This is a genomic window from Companilactobacillus sp. HBUAS59699 (assembly GCF_036913575.1).
Lineage (GTDB): Bacteria > Bacillota > Bacilli > Lactobacillales > Lactobacillaceae > Companilactobacillus.
Genome location: NZ_JAYKTV010000007.1, coordinates 47,412 through 64,711, shown reverse-complemented (window position 1 = coordinate 64,711; position 17,300 = coordinate 47,412). Strand labels below are relative to the sequence as shown.

The 17,300-nt window shown below is 36.8% G+C and carries 19 protein-coding genes and 1 pseudogene; 9 read left to right on the top strand and 11 right to left on the bottom strand.

What is annotated here, in order from left to right:
* Positions 1–15 precede the first annotated feature (15 nt).
* Positions 16–1,296 carry an MFS transporter gene (locus U8519_RS11620; RefSeq protein ID WP_334330499.1) on the top strand — a complete coding sequence of 427 codons (1,281 nt, stop codon included), beginning with the start codon at positions 16–18 and terminating at the stop codon, positions 1,294–1,296.
* A gap of 171 nt (positions 1,297–1,467) precedes the next feature.
* Here the strand turns inward: U8519_RS11620 and U8519_RS11615 are convergent, their stop codons facing one another.
* From U8519_RS11615 to U8519_RS11605, 3 genes are all read right to left on the bottom strand, one after another.
* Positions 1,468–1,767 carry a hypothetical protein gene (locus U8519_RS11615; RefSeq protein WP_334330480.1) on the bottom strand — a complete coding sequence of 100 codons (300 nt, stop codon included), beginning with the start codon at positions 1,765–1,767 and terminating at the stop codon, positions 1,468–1,470.
* A gap of 8 nt (positions 1,768–1,775) precedes the next feature.
* The gene (locus U8519_RS11610; protein WP_334330479.1) at positions 1,776–3,275 is read right to left on the bottom strand and encodes an SLAP domain-containing protein; all 1,500 of its coding nucleotides are present in this window, start codon (positions 3,273–3,275) and stop codon (positions 1,776–1,778) included.
* 103 nt (positions 3,276–3,378) lie between these two features.
* Positions 3,379–3,606, bottom strand: coding sequence for a hypothetical protein (locus U8519_RS11605; protein WP_334330478.1), 228 nt, complete (start codon positions 3,604–3,606; stop codon positions 3,379–3,381).
* 168 nt (positions 3,607–3,774) lie between these two features.
* Between U8519_RS11605 and U8519_RS11600 the strand changes: the two genes are divergently transcribed.
* Positions 3,775–4,029, top strand: coding sequence for a hypothetical protein (locus U8519_RS11600; protein ID WP_334330477.1), 255 nt, complete (start codon positions 3,775–3,777; stop codon positions 4,027–4,029).
* Positions 4,030–4,042: 13 nt separating this feature from the next.
* Here U8519_RS11600 and U8519_RS11595 read toward each other — a convergent pair whose 3' ends face one another.
* The 5 genes from U8519_RS11595 to U8519_RS11575 form a co-directional block, all read right to left on the bottom strand.
* Complete coding sequence (locus tag U8519_RS11595) at positions 4,043–4,288, bottom strand: hypothetical protein (protein ID WP_334330476.1); 246 nt, start codon at positions 4,286–4,288, stop codon at positions 4,043–4,045.
* Between the two features lie 594 nt (positions 4,289–4,882).
* On the bottom strand, positions 4,883–5,836 hold the full coding sequence (locus U8519_RS11590; RefSeq protein ID WP_334330475.1) for a helix-turn-helix transcriptional regulator: 954 nt from the start codon (positions 5,834–5,836) through the stop codon (positions 4,883–4,885).
* A 3-nt stretch (positions 5,837–5,839) separates the two neighbouring features.
* Positions 5,840–7,096 carry a hypothetical protein gene (locus tag U8519_RS11585; protein ID WP_334330474.1) on the bottom strand — a complete coding sequence of 419 codons (1,257 nt, stop codon included), beginning with the start codon at positions 7,094–7,096 and terminating at the stop codon, positions 5,840–5,842.
* 75 nt (positions 7,097–7,171) lie between these two features.
* Positions 7,172–7,768 (bottom strand): uracil-DNA glycosylase family protein, encoded by a 597-nt coding sequence (locus U8519_RS11580; protein WP_334330473.1) that lies wholly within the window; start codon positions 7,766–7,768, stop codon positions 7,172–7,174.
* Between the two features lie 73 nt (positions 7,769–7,841).
* Positions 7,842–9,074, bottom strand: coding sequence for a hypothetical protein (locus tag U8519_RS11575; RefSeq protein ID WP_334330472.1), 1,233 nt, complete (start codon positions 9,072–9,074; stop codon positions 7,842–7,844).
* A gap of 169 nt (positions 9,075–9,243) precedes the next feature.
* On the opposite strand from U8519_RS11575, the gene U8519_RS11570 reads away from it, so the two are divergent.
* Both U8519_RS11570 and U8519_RS11565 read left to right on the top strand, forming a co-directional pair.
* A complete protein-coding gene (locus U8519_RS11570) occupies positions 9,244–9,696 on the top strand; it encodes a LytTR family DNA-binding domain-containing protein (RefSeq protein ID WP_334330471.1) in 453 nt (150 codons plus the stop codon).
* Positions 9,697–9,698: 2 nt separating this feature from the next.
* Positions 9,699–10,448, top strand: coding sequence for a LiaF transmembrane domain-containing protein (locus tag U8519_RS11565; RefSeq protein WP_334330470.1), 750 nt, complete (start codon positions 9,699–9,701; stop codon positions 10,446–10,448).
* A 66-nt stretch (positions 10,449–10,514) separates the two neighbouring features.
* On the opposite strand, the gene U8519_RS11560 is transcribed toward U8519_RS11565, so the two are convergent.
* Positions 10,515–10,664, bottom strand: a complete 150-nt coding sequence (locus U8519_RS11560) for a hypothetical protein (RefSeq protein ID WP_334330469.1) — start codon at positions 10,662–10,664, stop codon at positions 10,515–10,517.
* Positions 10,665–10,915: 251 nt separating this feature from the next.
* Positions 10,916–12,163: an RNA-guided endonuclease InsQ/TnpB family protein gene (locus U8519_RS11555; RefSeq protein ID WP_334330468.1), complete on the bottom strand. Its 1,248-nt coding sequence runs from the start codon at positions 12,161–12,163 to the stop codon at positions 10,916–10,918.
* Positions 12,164–12,342: 179 nt separating this feature from the next.
* Between U8519_RS11555 and U8519_RS11550 the strand changes: the two are divergent.
* Both U8519_RS11550 and pepI read left to right on the top strand, forming a co-directional pair.
* Positions 12,343–12,663: pseudogene (locus U8519_RS11550) on the top strand (NAD(P)H-dependent oxidoreductase); the annotation flags it as partial.
* A 76-nt stretch (positions 12,664–12,739) separates the two neighbouring features.
* A complete protein-coding gene (gene pepI / locus U8519_RS11545) occupies positions 12,740–13,624 on the top strand; it encodes a proline iminopeptidase (RefSeq protein ID WP_442892155.1) in 885 nt (294 codons plus the stop codon).
* Between the two features lie 91 nt (positions 13,625–13,715).
* On the opposite strand, the gene U8519_RS11540 is transcribed toward pepI, so the two are convergent.
* Positions 13,716–14,174: a nitroreductase family protein gene (locus U8519_RS11540; protein WP_334330467.1), complete on the bottom strand. Its 459-nt coding sequence runs from the start codon at positions 14,172–14,174 to the stop codon at positions 13,716–13,718.
* A gap of 200 nt (positions 14,175–14,374) precedes the next feature.
* Between U8519_RS11540 and U8519_RS11535 the strand changes: the two genes are divergently transcribed.
* The 3 genes from U8519_RS11535 to U8519_RS11525 all read left to right on the top strand — a co-directional run bounded on the left by U8519_RS11535 (position 14,375) and on the right by U8519_RS11525 (position 17,298).
* The gene (locus tag U8519_RS11535) at positions 14,375–15,211 is read left to right on the top strand and encodes an SDR family oxidoreductase (protein ID WP_334330466.1); all 837 of its coding nucleotides are present in this window, start codon (positions 14,375–14,377) and stop codon (positions 15,209–15,211) included.
* 14 nt (positions 15,212–15,225) lie between these two features.
* Positions 15,226–16,263, top strand: a complete 1,038-nt coding sequence (locus tag U8519_RS11530) for a zinc-dependent alcohol dehydrogenase family protein (protein WP_334330465.1) — start codon at positions 15,226–15,228, stop codon at positions 16,261–16,263.
* Positions 16,264–16,413: 150 nt separating this feature from the next.
* On the top strand, positions 16,414–17,298 hold the full coding sequence (locus tag U8519_RS11525) for a LysR family transcriptional regulator (RefSeq protein ID WP_334330464.1): 885 nt from the start codon (positions 16,414–16,416) through the stop codon (positions 17,296–17,298).
* The last annotated feature ends 2 nt before the right edge of the window (positions 17,299–17,300 follow it).

Sequence of the window (17,300 nt, the reverse complement as noted above, 5' to 3'; positions counted from 1 at the left end):
GAAATTCAAGGGAAAATGCAACTTCAAGGTCGACTTGACCGAACAAACGAATCACCACTATTTTATAAAGTATTTGCACTAGTATCAGGTGGTATGATCCTTGATGCCGCTGATGTTTATATGGCAAGTGCAGTAGCAAGTACGACTTTAAAAGATAATTGGTCAACGATTCAGCAAAATTCTTATTTCTTATCAAGTGGTTTTTTAGGATTATTTATTGGTTCATTGATTGCCGGCTTTATTGGTGATCTCAAAGGTAGAAGAATTGCTTATCAAATAAATTTGATTTTATTTGGTGCTTTCACTTTCTTAGGCGCCTTTTCTCCTAATATGACTTTTCTTATTATTTGCCGTTTAATGTCCAGTATCGGCCTTGGATCTGAAATTGTTACTGGATATTCAATGGTAAATGAATTTGCGCCAGTACATAACCGTGGGAAATGGTGTGCCACCACTTCACTTATTGCTAACTGTGGTGCTCCAATAACCATGCTCCTTTGTACATTGATTATTCCAAGATTTGGTTGGCGTCCAATGTTTGCATTTATCGGTCTTATTGCCGCCATCTTGTGGTATTTGCGTAGAGATATTCCAGAATCTCCCCGTTGGTTGATTGCACATGATCGACAAGCAGAGGCGCAAAAAATAATCGAGCGCTTGGAAGTTAATGGCAGTAATTTGCAAAAAAAGATTCAGTCTCAGCAACCTCATCAACAAGTCCATCATTCATTTATGGTCAGTTTATTTGTTGCAACCGTTGCTGTTTCAGCAACCATTATCTGTCAATATACTTTTACCTCTTGGGTTCCGACTTTGTTGGTCCAAAAAAATATAAATATCAGTAATTCGTTGGGGTTGTCTACATTGATGATGCTCGGTGCTCCAGTGGGATGTGCAATTGGTGCTTATTTAGTTGATAAAATAGGTCGTAAATTGACGATTGTTCCAGCATTTTTTCTGACAGCAATTTTTGGGATGATTTATGCTAGGCAGTCTCAGGTTTTCACTGTCGTACTTGTAGGATTTCTGCTAACAACGTGTTTTTATATTTTGATGGCTAGTGTCGTAGCCGTATATGTCGCCGAATTGTTTCCAACTAAATTTAGATTCCGTGGATCAGGTATTGCTAATGGGATTGCTAAACTTTTTACTGTCGGTATGCCTATTGTAGTCGCTTGGTTATTGTCGTTTACCAGTGCTAATGTGATTTTTTGGATCATTAGTGCCATTGCCGTTTTTGCTGGAGCGGTAGTCTGGTTTTTAGGTGATGAAACTAATCAAAAAAATATTAATTAATTATAAAAAAATTCTTTTGATATATTAACAGCTAGTCTTTTAATGCTAATCGGCTAGATTAGTTATAGTAGAAGATTTAAGTTAATGGATTGAAATACAGCTATGATCAAAATGTTATTGAGACGTTTGTCTGAAAAAAAACAACCCTGACCAAATTGGCCAGGGCTATTTTTATCCATTCAGATCAGCTGTATCTAATCTAATATAGGGAGTCTCAATATGTACAGCAATTATATAGGTATTGTTGGAGATCACATTGTAGCATTCCCAGATTCGTTCACTAGGCTCAGTATTTGAAAGATATTCTCTGATTTCCTTTAAATAACATTGTATTTCAGAATCTTTCAGTACTACGTGTTGTTTAAGCTTTAATTCTCGCATTTGTGCGCCAGTTAAAACTAATCCAGCTTGTAGTTCTAGGTCTTCAGCTATTTCTTCGATTATTTTAGAAAATCTAATATCTAATGTCATCAGCTATACTAAATTGAGTCTTTCGAAATAAATTGAGTGTTAGGATTTGAACCTGTGTAATTGTAGAGAGCATTTTGTTGATTCAAAGTACTATCGTTCCAATCAGCATCGAAGGAAGCATCCGTGTCAGTAATACCTAAACCGACAGTAGGTCCGGAATAGATCAATGCTGCACGATGGCCAAAGTGACCAGCTTGGCCTAGTGGAGCGTAGTTATTAGTTTCGTCGTACCAATCTTTTAGCAAGAAGTAAGCAGCATCCTTATCCGACTTAACTCCGGCGTAAGACATGTAGTTGAATCCAGCACTAGTTAAGTTTTCTGATGTATCTCTTTCAGCAGTAGAGTGATCCAAATTACCACCATTCTGTTGGGCTGCACGTTGTTGTGCATAATTGATCATATCGGCAGATGATTGTACAGGAGCAGTACCATTAGCTTTGTGTAGAGCATTTAGATATTCAACGAAATACTTATTGATGTTAGCAAGATTTGGTTGATATGATCCCGTATTGGTATTTGTATTAGTTGAGTCAGAATTATTATTGGTGTCAACGTTAGTATTGGAATTATTGTTGTTTGTATTTGAACTATTATTAGAATTGTTGTCAGTAGTACCAGTGATTGTGGTTGAACCATTGTATCTAGTTGGATTATGACCGTATTCAGTTCCATCTAATAGAGCTGGTCCGAAGGAGTTAACATGATCAACATTTGGCATCTGATTTACTTCAGCATTACCACCTGAAATCCACTGATGTGAGCCAATCTTGAAGTAAAATAGTCCTTCATTAACTGTTACAACACGACTAACTTTCCATTTAGAACCTTCGGGAACCGTATTTGAAGTTGGCAAACCTGTTCTATCATCGTAGATATTGGCATTACCTTTAAAAATGGTTATTACTAGTCCGTCGTTATTTTGCCCTGCTGGACCAAAATCACCAGTTGCTACTGGATCATTATCTGGTGTAACACCAAATTCAGCATTGTAAGTGTAATCGATGTTTTTATTTAACATCATATTTTCACCAAATGCCCATTGAGTCTTGGAGATCTTATAGAAAGATTGACCATTTTTGTTTGTGACAGCCTTGGATACAATCCACTCACTACCACCTTCGAGTGTTGTAGAACTGACACTGTTTGTTGCAGTGTCAAATACTTTGTCAGATCCCATAATAACTCGTCCGACTAATTTGTCTTTATTGGGATCTGTAGGTAACGTTGAGACGAGTTGAATGTCATTTTCTTTGACGTATTCATTAGTCGCAACTTGAATATATTTTTCACCGTTAAGTTGAATAATTTTTCCAGTAGCCCAATCAGTGTTAGAAGCTAAAGAACGGTTTGAAACGAGATTACCTTTTTTAGTATAGATGCGAGTGACTTTGGAAGTACGTGCAATAGGATTGGCTTGTGCCTTAACCGTTTGAGTTGCAGCAATTCCCGTTGAAAGTAGAGTGATAGCAGCCATACTTGTGACAGCAGACTTTACAAGTAAATTCATAATTATTATCCCCTTTATTTTTGATAATTTAATGTAAGTTTCTTACTAATTTATTTCACATACATTCCCCCTAATGTTTGCGTATAATGTTGACACCAATCCGTTACAAATCAGGCAGGAATTCACTATCATCCGCAGAAAAATCGTAGAAAAAAACTTTAAACGGAATATGCATTTTTTGGTTTAGTAAAATTATTTCTTTTTGCGTATATCCTAAATCTTCGTTTTTTCTATGGATAGTAGATATGGATTTGTTTAACAGTAATGCTATATCTGATTGTTTGATATTGTGAATCATTAGGTATGCTTTGAGATATTTATTACTGTACATGAAAAAATTTCCACCTTTTCTGTATATTGAATTAAGGAATATTTCCTTAATTCAGGATTACAGCATATATATTAATTTACTTTTGCAAATGTTTCAACATATAATGAGAAAAATAACAAATTTTACGGTAAAATTGCATATATGATAGATAGAGGTTATATTTAGCGTATGATTGCAATTGGAAAATACTTAAAAACAAAAAGATTTTTTAAAGAATTAACACTTCAGCAAGTTGTTAATGAAGTTAAAGATAAATATGGTTATTCCACATCTACTTCTGTTTTGAGTTCTATGGAGACTAATAAGAATAAGTTTATTGACGGTAAGTTATTGTTTATTTTGGCTGATCTCTATGGGATCGATCTGGTGGAATTCAAGCAGGTTATTTTAGAAGATGTGAAAAAAAAAGGGAAACTCGATTAAGAGTTTCCCTTTTTTAACAAATCTCAATAACCATAAATTTGTTTGGTTGCGTATCACTGAATAGAAGTATCTGGTTAGGCTTTAGAGTCAGATTATTAAAGTTTTTGACTTGACCACTGTTAACTATTTTGAACTGAGTAATCCTATCTTGAAATGAGGCCTCAAAGTGGTTTCCAGTCTTTAAATGCTGAAATGTTCTGATTGATGCAAAGTGGATATTGTTGATGGTGAATAAGTCGAATAATTTTTCTTGTTTCATAGAAAAAACTCCTTTTTTTATTTGGTCCAAGGAGTTAAAAAAGACGCCTGTGGCGTCTGGGCTGTAGGCTTTTGTTTAAATTCTCGTATTTTATTAAATACGAGAATTTTTTTGCACTTTTTTCAATCATAAGTCCAATACGACACTATTCGTCTCGTGCTAATGCTAAATTATTTTCGTAATGAATTGAGTCATAGAAGGGTAGATTTTCATGATTTTAATGTCCTCACTTTAGATCATCGTCTACAACCGATTGAGTTAGATGTGGAATATAAGAATTTAAAAAAAGATCATACGATAGAGCAAATTGCGTGGTTTATCATCAAAAAATATGATTTGTAAATTTTTATTTTAAATCTAAGTTAGGCGTTAAAAGACAAATATGACACTAAGTATCTCGAAACTCTAATTTCGTTCCCGGTAATGGTTACGTAGATGGTATGAGTCTTGCTGAACTCAAGGATATGTTTATCAATGTGATCCAACTGTTTTGGCAACTATTCCAGATCATAATTTATTGACGTCATATGGTAGAGCAGTAGGATTCAAAAAACTGTTACGAAGAATTATTTCTCGTAACAGTTTTTTTTACTACTATTGATAGTTTTTCAAGGTTTCATTAAGCTCATCTTTTACTTCTTGAACTAAGGAAACAGGTGACTTAACTCTAACGCGGGCACCTTGTCCCATGATCCATAATAGAATTCCCTGCGTATAAGCGCTGGCCTCTATCAAGACTTCATTTCCAAGGTCTTTTTTGATTTTGGAATTAGGGAATCGATCCAGCGCAGTTTGAGGGAAGCCGGAATAATAAAATTCAAAGTCAACATATCTACCGCCGTTCAACAAGTAAGTTTGATTACGTTCCTTACCATCGTCTTTTTTAAGTGGTTTTGGTATTTTGATTTTTTTAGCGGTAGATTTTCGGATCGATTTGAATCTATCCAGTCGATAGGGATGACTATTTTGGTTATTTTCATCGTACATCACTATATAGAAGTAGAAGTTATCGAAGTACAGACTGACTGGAAGAGCCATGCCTTTTTTGAGTTGATTGAGGCTGTTAAGGTACTTGAATTCTACGGCATTGTTGTTATTGATGTATTCAGAGAACTGTTTGATACGTGGTAACAAATCATAATCAGATTTTATCGGTACATATTTAGCAAGGGTGCTATTGGTCAACTTCTTGACTTGTTCTTGTTCATCATCAGATAAGTGTTCCAATAAATGAGACTGAATTGTTTTTAGTTCTTTCTTACTAAAAGCACGTGCTTCGATGAGAATTGCCAAGAGAGCTAGTATTTCTTCAAAAGGCAAGTCACTGTTTTTTTGAAGATAGTACTTCTTGAGGTTGTAATCATGAATAAATTCAATATTAAGATTTTGTTCGATCAATGTTTCTCTGATATCAGCAATTGATTTTTGAATGGCCTTTTTAGATCTGCCATAAGTTTCCATTTCATCTTCCATTGATAACTTATCGCCACGCAACATCTGTACTAACATTTCGATGGTACGTTTACTTGAACTTTTTTTTGAACTCAATAGTTAGTCCTCCTCTTCAATTGACTTTTTGTAATCCTGATATTGTGGATTTAGTGATAACAAGTAAGTAAATAACTGTGAAATAGTCAGATCATACTTGACCACTTTGGAATGATCTTTTTTGACGACGTCGAAAACAGATCGAGCCATATATTTATTACCGAATGCTTCATCGACATGTGCTTCATAGCCACTTATTTTTTGATCGTTCATCGTAATGTGTAAGATCTTACCGATGGCAGTTTCCTGCATCATTGAACGATAGATGATTAAATCATGTTCATCGGCCATTTTAATCAATTCGTTAGTAAGTTTAGTTTGGTCTTCGGCAACCTTTGGATCATCAATATCATGATAGAGATAATCCAACACATTAACAATCTCTCTTGACGAGAATGGGGCATTCAGTCCTTGATTATAGACTGAATCGTTGAAATAGTAGTCATCGATAAGATCGTTTCCTTCGGGCACCTCATAGGAAAAGTTCTCAATATCATAAGCTGAAGTGACTTCTATTGGCCACGAACGGTAGGCACGCTCGTACAATAGCTGCGAACTAGCCAATTTACTTTTCGTTATTTTAGGATAAAGCAAAGCAGATTTGATACTCTGGGGATCGACACCAATAATCAGTGAATAAAGCACTGAATCAATCTGATCTGAAGGAATTGCATATATGGCTACATTGCCGGAATCATCAAAGATAGAATAACAAATATCGTAAGTCAAAAGTTCTTCGTCATCGAGTTTTTTCATAACGTGGTTGTATTCAAGATCAACGGTAAAAGTATTATTCACTTCATTCACAGTCACAAATTGACTGTAATCAGTTTGAGTGGACTTTTTAAGAGCGCGGATAAATAATTTATCATCCAGTATTTCATTGATATCATGTCCTTGCTTAACGTAGCCATAGACAATAAAACCCTTTTCGGAGGCTTTTTGAACTAACCAAGCAGTTAAATCTTGATCAGAAACACGGGTGGAATAATCAATAAACATGCGACCACTTTTAATGGCATGATCGACATTATCTTCGAAATCATCCAAGTTCAAATTTCCAGATAGTGAAAAGTGATCTGGCAAATCGATCAATTCGAAGCGATCAGTTGAATCGTTCATTCGCCAGTTCTCATTGGTAAAACAGTTGATCAGACCGTCTTTTATCAGCTGCATTTGTTTGCTGTAATTATAAGTATGGACTTTTACGTCGAATGTTTTGGCAAGAATGTCATTTATGTTAGTAGTTTCTTCAGTCATATGTAATACTCCTTTGTCCTGTAATTACAACGACACCGGTCTTTGTCTGCACAAACACCGGTGTTATTAAAAGAATTATTTAGTAATAGCAAGAACCTTTTCGTGAACTGTTTCGGCGTTCCAGTGGCCATTGGCGCCAGAGTAATGAGGAATGGTTACGACATTTCTCTTAGCGTATTTTGCTAAGGCTTCATTTGAGGCGTTGCCCAAAGCAACGATCGTAGCTGTGGCAGGAATATTAAGTTCGTCTAGATGGCTTTCTAGATTGTTAACGTCTTTTTGACTAGGTTTGACCTTTGTACTGTCACTTTCGATAACAGGTGTTAAGTCAGTCATGAAAGCTCCCCACATTTTAGTGTCATATAAGGCAGCGGCTAAGCGATAATCCATGCTCTTCTTAGCACCGTGGAAGTTTAAGAAGTTAGTCTTAGGATCTTGTTTAACAGCGGCATTACCAGGATTTAAACCGACCAATACATATTCAGTGTTTTGTAATTTTTCAGCGATATTATCAGTCAAAGCATCTTCAGGAAAACTTTCTGGTTGGTAACTTTCACCAAATAGTTTTTCTCTTTCAGCAGCGCTCTTGTTATTAAGTGATGTCTCGGGCTTGTTCCAGATAGCCCAGCTGTCAACAGTATTGAATGGTAATTCTTGAGTATTAGTAGTCATATTTTTTGTTCCTCTCTTTATTTGATGAGTTAATTATAGAATTATTATGCGACACAATACGTCGTATTCAGGATCATTTGATCAATAATGACAAAATATAAGTAACTAGTTCGCCGAGAGACAAGTCATATCTGAGTGTTTGTTGAGTGTTATGATCGAAGACTTCAAAAACAGTTTCGTACATGAAACAATGGTTCGTCGTTTTTTCATCAGCGATAATATCATCGATCTGGCCGTCTTTGATTTTGAAGTGTTTAATGTAACAAACATTATATTTACGTCTTTCACGCCGTTGGATGAAGACGTTGGCCTTATTAGCTGTTTGGATGATCCAATTAGATAGAGTACGTTCATCCTGGCGGCTTTTGTTCAATTGATCGTGGAAGATACCTATCAAGGCATTTGGTGCGTCGATAGTAGCGATAGGATTGCCATAATCTAATTCAGAATCGGATCTTAGAAATTGGAACTTATTCACGATGTGCTGTGCGTCATGTTTAATCGGAATATTTTCTAATAATTTGATTTCAGTTATGGATTCGATCGGCAAGAATTCGGAACGATAGTGGTGCTCGTATCGTAATCTGAGTTTTGGGTCGGCCATGGCGTCATCGGGTATTTCTGGGAATAGTAATAATTTTTTGATATTCTGTGGTTTTAGTTTCAATACCAGTCCCAGTAGGACCGCACCTAATGTTTGAAGGGGAATTTGTTCAATGATGGTATTTCCGCCAGCGTCCACAACGTCATAGTAGACTCTACTCCAGATGTAATGTCCTTTTTTGTGAAGATGTTTTTTGAAGACAGTCACATTTTGATCATTGGTCATGATTTCTTCGCCATGGCGATTTTTTTGAGTTGTGTATTGATCAATGATATTAGGGCCGGAATAGACTATATTGTGTAGTAACATAGCGTCATAAACACAGTTCCACGATTCAAAGCATTCTTGACGTGATCCAATTACTGTCAGTCCCATTTTCTTTACTTGATCAATCAGATCGATAACAATTGGCAAATCAGGTGTTTCCATTGATAGTGTTTGATGATGTTTTTCATTGATGAACTTTGGTAATTGTTCTTTTAGATCTTTCAGTGTAACTTCATTAAGATACAGTTCACCGTAATCGTTGAATAATTGAAAACGAGCACTGCGGTCGTGCAAGCGCCGTTTTTCTTTTGATAGTAGAGTGACCAAGGAATCGTCAGTTATTAAATCTGGTTCGCTGTAGTTATAAATAATCATACTGGAATCTAAGTGATTCTCATCAAGATACTTATCAACGTCAATATTTATTTCCACCATTTTATCCGCTCCTATTTATTTGATGAAGCTATTGTATGCTTTGAACACGACACATTATGTCGTATCGACACCATTACCACTTAAACGACAAAATTAACCACTCAGTCAGAATCTGTATACAGGGTCATCTAGATGTGGTGTAATACTTTTAACGAAAGGGTTGTTGGAAGTGAAAATCAAAATAGATATCTCGCCGGAATATCATGAAAAGGAGATCGTGATCAGGTCTCCTAAGGATGACGAAGAGCTGGCTAAATTAGTCAATGACATTCAGAATATTGAAGATTCACTCAACCAGATCAACGGTTATATCGGTGAGACAGTTTATTCTTTGAATCTGAAGGATATTTTGTTTTTTGAAACTAACGATCGCAATGTCTTTGCGCATACAACTAACAACGCCTTTTTGATTCACTATCGTTTATACGAATTGGAAGAGAATTTGCCGGATAATTTCTTGAGGATCTCGAAATCATCGATTTTGAATCTCAATGAAATAGTTTCGTTGACAAGATCAGTTACAGGTAATTTGATCCAATTCAAAAATACGTACAAAACACTGTACGTATCGAGACGATTCTTGAAGGAATTAAAAAATAGATTAGATAAAAGGAAGTTTTAAAGATGAAAAATAGGAACGGAATATTCTGGGGCCTGTTCATGTTGCTGAGTGCTGGAATCTTGGTCGTGAGTCAGTTACATTTGATCACTTATACGCTCAGTTTTTGGACAGTAGTTGCAACGATCTTTTTAGTGGCGATTTTGATCAAGAGTTTGGTTTATTTCATGATTCCAGGGACGGTCTTTTCATTGGCCTTCTTGGCGATTCTCTATGCTAAGCCATTGGGAATTACAGCTATTGTTCCCTGGACGGTTTTAGGTGCAGCTTTGTTGATCACAATTGGATTATCATTGATTCTTCGTCCAGTTTTGGCTAAGTACCACCCTTGGATGCGCTACGGTCATCATGGGAATAACTGGCATAATCCGCGGATGCATGCTCGGTTTGATCACAATATCGATGTTGAAACAGTCGACGAACCTGATGTCAATGTCAGTGTCAAAATGGGTAACAGTGTCAGATACGTAACCTCAAAGAACTTCAAACAGGCTAATATTGATGTTTCGATGGGTAACGCCAAGGTGTATTTTGAAAATGTAGAAGTCGATGAAACAGCAACTATCAATGTAGGTGTGTCACTCGGTGGAGTGGAATTGTACGTACCGAAGAATTGGAATATTGTTAAACAGATCGATGATAATAACATGAGTGGCATTACTGAAGAAGGAATTCCAGAAGTGACAGCAGATAGCCCAACAGTCACAGTTCATGGCTATTCTTCATTAGCGGGCTTGAAGATTTGTTATATTTAAAATAAGTGTTGATAACTTAAATAAGGACGACGACTTACCAAGTTTGGTAGATCATCGTCCTTATTTTTAGTAGTTATTAATTATAGTTCGGAGTTTTTTTAAGTAAGCTTGTTTCAAGCTGTTTGGATAATTGATTTTGACATTTGTTCCTAATGAGATCAAATAGTCTACCATGTAATTCAATTCTTCTTGATTCAGTCGTTCAGCCTTGTTCATGTTATTCTCCTTAGTTGATAAATGGTGCCATGTATTGTCACTGTTAGATTGTAGAATGTATTTATCGAAAAGGAAAGAAGACTTTGACTGTCAACTACTCGGCACTAAAGTACCGAGCTTGTAAGAATACGTAATCCTAAGAATACGTACATTACAATTTACCTAGATACTCCATTGCCTAATTAGATTAGGTCTTACATGGTAATTACCAAGGTCTTTATAGTCCGCAAGTTGCCGAACGGACTGTTTATTTAAGCTATTTCTTTCAATCCTTTTTCCAAAATATTTCTTGCAGCGTTGTGATCTCTGATGTGGAATGTATTACAGTTTGGACAAGTCCATTTTCTATCATTTAGAGTGAGGTGTTCCTCATCTTTCATCAAATAACCGCAATCAGAGCACGTCTGAGTAGTGTTGTAAGGATTGATTTTTACAAAAATTTTGTCATATAGCTCAGCTTTATACTCCAGTTGTTGTAGGAATGTTCTCCAACCAACATCGGAAATACTCATGGCTAAGACGTGATTCTTCAACATGTTCTTACTTGATAAATCTTCGGCAACTACCAGATCGTGGTTCTTGATAAGTGTAGTTGAAAGATTGTTTAAAAAGTTTGAACGTTGATTCATGACTGACTTTTGTAATTTGGATACTAGTAAACGTTGTTTCTGATAGTTCTTAGAATCGATAAGCCTACGACGTTCTTTCTTAGCACGAACTTGTCTCAAAGATAGCTTACGTTGTGCTTTAGCTAGTTTACCTTTGATACGGCGATAGTATCTTGGGTTACCAACAGTGGCGCCGTTTGAATCAGTTAAAAAGTTATCAGTATTAAGATCAATACCGATACTTGATTTAGTTTTAGCTGGTGTATCAACGAATGGTTGATCGGAACCCAATTGCATTGATATGTAGTAGTTACCGATTGAATCCTTGGAGACAGTAACAGTACCAATACGAATATTTTGATTTCGTTGAAGCAATCGTTTTTGTGAACCAGATACACGTATGGTACCAAGTGGAGCTATTCGGATATGTCTATTATCTAGAAACTTGATATTTCCATTCAACATATTGGGTGTAACTTTACTGGAATATCTATTAGGTAACTGGAAACTACCGCCATATTGTTTCTTATGAAAGTTAGGTGTTCCATGAGAATGTGCTTTACGGAACAGGTTCCACGATGCTTGATAGGTACGTTTAGACATATTTACCACATCGGTACCAACCTTATTAACACCAAGCCAAGTATGTAATCCGAAGATGCACTTAGTAGACTTATGTTTTTTTAAGTAGGCAATTCTGTCAGTAATTTGTTTGATCGGTAACTTGCATTTGGACAACATGTACAGTTCTTTATCAATAGCGACCATTTCATTATATGCGAATCGAGAAGCATTGATATTGAGTTCAATCACTTGTTTTTGCTTGAAAGATGGATAACATTTCATCTTCAAACCATAGTGGAAAGGTAGTTCTGACATGGTTTTGCTCATCTGGTCTAGTCCTTTCATTAGGATAGATTCAGTATATCATTTCATGTTTCAGAAGGCTGCAAAAAAGTACCAATAATCAAAAATAAAGGGCAAAGTAACAAATATTAAGAAAGGCAGTCGCTCAAGACGATAATTCCTCCTAGCACTGAAGTACTAAGTTTTCTTATCTAGCGACTCTTATGAAAGATTATATCGATAATGTTTTGGTTGCTCATGAAACTTTTAAATATACCAAAGATGGCTCAGTCGGTCTGATGACGGATGACTATCGAGTTATGTTATTGCAAGCGAGCGGATCAATTTATACGAACAACGATCGTTATGCACCGTTGGAATTTTCAAGAATGTACTTACAAGGAATCTTTAAAGAATTGATGGGGTTTGACAGGTTTTCAATCGTTCGTGTTCAAGGATTACAGACCGATGGAGTCGATGTGGATCAAGCTTTGAAACAAGCAAAAGCTGATTTGGATGAAGAATTCGTTAAGTTCTATAACTAATCTTTCTGGTGGAATTGCTTAAATATAATTTACATTCATAATGTTATTAGAGCTTTAAATACTAGGAGGTATACGCGTGAAAGTACGGGAAGGCTATATGCCATTTGGCAAGTATCAAACTTACTATCGAATCACGGGAGATCTGCATTCTAAACAGACACCTTTATTGTTGTTGCACGGCGGTCCGGGATCGACTCATAATTATTTTGAGATCTTTGATCAGTTGGTTGAAAAAACTGGTCGACCAATCGTTATGTATGATCAGCTTAGCTGTGGTAAATCGGACATACCAACTGATTCTAGTTTGTATACGGCCAAGACTTGGGTGGCTGAACTGCAAGCATTACGTACGTATTTGAATCTGAATGAAGTTCACCTATTAGGTCAATCGTGGGGTGGAATGTTGGCGATTATTTACATGTGTGATTATGCGCCGCAAGGTGTGAAGAGTCTGATTTTAGCAAGTACATTGTCGTCGTCAAAATTGTGGGCTCAGGAACAGCATCGAATGATCAAGTTCATGTCGCCTGAAGATCAAGAAGCAATTGCGGATGCGGAAACCAGCAATCAATTCACAGATCAAGCTTACTTGACTGCTAATGATCACTTTATGGAACAACATGCCTCTGGTCCGATTACCGAAGATTCGCCTGAATTTTTACGTCGAGACAAAGTATTCGGGGAGGCTGCCTATGAGACAGCCTGGGGACCGAATGAGTATTATCCAACTGGTAATTTGAAGGACTATGACTATACCAATAGATTACATAATATTACTACTCCAACCTTGATCACTAGTGGAACCAATGATCTTTGCACGCCCTTGATTGCTAAAACAATGTATGATCAATTACCTAATTCTCAATGGACTTTGTTTAGTCACAGTCGTCATATGGCCTTTATTGATGAAACTGATAGCTATATGTTGCGACTTCGTAAATGGCTGGAAGAAAATGACTGATTGAGAAAATGCCCAAATTTACTAGATAATTGTTGTGAAATTAAGAAATCACCCAGGAACAATTTTGAAATTGTTCCTGGGTGATTTAGCTTTACTTAACAGTATTAGTTTTTATCCTGTTCAACGGAATTGTACGTTCACTAAACTTTGTCCTTGTTTGACCGAGAGTTACCGCAAATATCGGGCTGAATGAATAAGGAATAACACCGGTAGGGATCGAAGCAACACAGGACATGTTGTAATTAGCACCTACGCCTAGGTCTTCAGCTGCCAATTCTATATTGTGGGCAATTGCTCCGGATGAAATGTATTCCATACGACTAGGATTCTTAGCCGACACAACGATAACTGTGGGTGCATCGTATATGCCACTAAGTTTAGCCAAGGTTTGGGGATCCTGAATAATTGTTAAACGATAATCATCATAATTGCCCATACCGACGGGACCGGCATTGGCTGCAATAAGTATTTTGTTTAGTTGTTCATCAGTGATTTGACCCGAATATTCTCTAATTGCCTTTCGTGAATTGATCATATTTAATGTTTCCATTACAACAACACTCCTTCATATTCATCTATATGATAAATGATTTTTTGATAATTGAAAAATCATTTTATGCTATATCATAATGACATAATGTCTTTTTAATTGATAAGTTAAACTTATCGATTGATTAAATAGTTGGAATTGGTTGAAAGCTTTCTAGGCTGTAATATAAACCTCGAATAGAAAACGGAGGTTACGTGTTAATGAATAATGAAGTAGTTGTATTGTTTGGTGCCGGAGCTATCGGTGAAGCAATCGTTAGAAGAGTGTCAGCAGGACGCAAGTTATTATTGGCTGACTATAGTGAAGATAAATTAGCGATGATGAAAAAGGAATTAGCAGAAGCAGGTTTTTCAGTTGAAACAATAAAGGCAGATCTTTCATCAAGAGATTCTATTAAAGAAGTAGTCGCTAAAGCACAGTCATTGGGTGATATTATGGGCTTGGTCAACGCTGCTGGTGTTTCACCATCACAAGCTAGTGCTGAGGAAGTATTAAAGGTTGATTTGTACGGAACTTCAGTCTTGTTAGAAGAATTTGGAAAAGTTATGGCACCGGGTGGTGCTGGTATCGTTATCTCTTCTCAATCCGGTCATCGTTTACCAGGGTTATCAGTTGAAGATAACAAAGCATTGGCAATGACTCCAACAGAGGAGCTATTGGATTTACCGATCCTACAACCAAATGTTATTACGGATTCCTTGGCGGCTTATCAATACGCTAAGAGAACTAATGTATTACGTGTGGCAGCTGAATCGGTCAACTGGCAAAAGCGCAATGCTAGAATCAATGCAATTAGTCCTGGTATCATCATGACACCATTGGCACTTGATGAGTTAAATGGCCCACGAGGTGCTGGATATAAGAAGATGTTTGATTCTATGGTAACTAAACGTCCAGGTACACCAGATGAAATTGCTAGCTTGGCAGAATTATTAATGGATCGTCGTAGTGCCTTTATCACTGGTAGTGATTTCTTAGTTGACGGTGGTATTACCGCTCAGTATTGGTATGGAAATGTATCAGAAGTTAGAAATTAGAAGGAGATTTTAATATGAAAGCAGCGTTATTTGTAGAACCAGGAAAAATGACAGTAACAGAAACCGAGAAACCAACACTTGAGAATTCAACTGATGCCGTTATTCGTGTTATCAGAGCTTGTGTCTGTGGATCAGACTTGTGGTGGTATCGTGGTATTTCACATCGTGATCCTAATTCATTAGCAGGGCATGAAGCAATTGGAATCGTGGATGAAGCAGGTTCAGACTTGAAGAATATCAAGCAGGGTGATTTTGTTATCGTACCTTTCACTCACGGATGTGGACACTGTGCTGCTTGTTTAGCTGGATTTGACGGTGATTGTTTGAATGGCCCACAAGGTGGTAATGGCTATCAAGCTGAATATGTTAGATATGAGAATGCCGACTGGGGACTAGTAAAGATCCCTGGTAAACCTGAAGATTATACAGATGAAATGCTTAATAACTTCCTAGCCTTAGCCGATGTTATGGCAACAGGTTTCCACGCTGCTACTAGTGCCGAAGTCAAAAAAGGCGATACAGTCGTGGTTATGGGTGACGGTGCGGTTGGTTTGAGTGGTGTCTTATCAGCTAAGTTGCTTGGTGCCAAACGTATTATCGCCATGAGCCGTCATGAAGACAGACAAAAATTGGCTAAAGAATTCGGTGCAACTGACATCATCCCTGAGCGTGGAGATGAAGCAGTTCAGAAGGTTATGGAATTGACCAAAACAGGTGCTGATGCCGTACTTGAATGTGTTGGTACAGAACAGTCAGTCGATACAGCTGTTAAAGCTGGTCGTCCGGGTGCTATCGTCGGACGTGTCGGAGTTCCTCAAAAAGCTGAGATGAATACTAATAATTTGTTCTGGAAGAATATTGGTCTTCGTGGAGGAATTGCTTCAGTTACGACTGATGACAAGAATGTCTTGTTGGATGCTGTTTTAAATGATGAGATCAATCCGGGAAAGGTCTTCACTAAGAGATTTGATCTTGATCATATTCAAGATGCGTATGAAGCGATGGACAAGCGTGAGGCCATTAAGTCTTTGTTAGTTATTAGTGAAAAGTAATTGGTTTTGTAAATTTAAAAAAGGTCGTCACGACAGTTGGGATATTTTATCCATTTGTCGTGACGACCTTTTTAGTACAGATTGTTTCTCTTCTAGTACAATGACAATATAGTGTGTTGATGTTTTAGTCTAAATCGAGGAGACATAGTTATGTTTCAACAAATGCAGTACTTTATTTCAATTGTCAAAAATCACAGTTTCACGCAAGCAGCAGCTGAATGCCATATTTCTCAGTCAGCAATTTCTCAGCAAATGAAAGAACTGGAGAGTAAGCTAGGTGTCAAATTATTAGAACGAAAAGGTCGTAGTTTTGAGATAACTGAAGCAGGACAGTATTTCTATACTCACAGTCAGGATGTTTTGGCATCAGTTGACCAATTAGTAGACAATACTGTCAAAATCATTAAAGATGATCAAGTTGAATTGAAAGTTGGTTACTTACGAAACTTTGGCACAACGGAATTTCTAAGAACAGTTTCCAAGTTTTCTAAAGATTTCCCACAGGTAAAGATAAATATTACTAGTGGCAATCATGAGGAGTTGTACAAGTTATTGAAGAATAACCAGATCGATATGAACTTCTCTGATCAAAGACGGGCGTTATCTAACGAGTATGTGAATGAGTTCTTAACTGACAGCAAGTTTATGCTGGCAATCAGTCGGGATGATTTTCCTGATGTTGGCACGAGGATGGACATTAGTGAATTAGCTGATATTCCTTGTGTCTTGATCGCAGATAATGATCAACGAGTTGCTGACGAATCTTATTATCGTGAGATTTTGGGTGTTAGAAGTGAGTTTGTTTTGGCACATAATTATGATGAGGCACAGATATTAGTAGCATCGAATCAAGGTTATTTGATCGTTAATGATCGTACTCAAAATCAACTGAATTCAGAGATCGTCAAGACAGTTGAATTGGTTAATGGAAAACAACAAATGATTCAAAATTACTATGCCTACTGGAAGGCTGATAATTCAGGATATTACGTGGAATCATTCGCTGAATTGCTCAAGGAAAGTTTCCATAAGTAAGA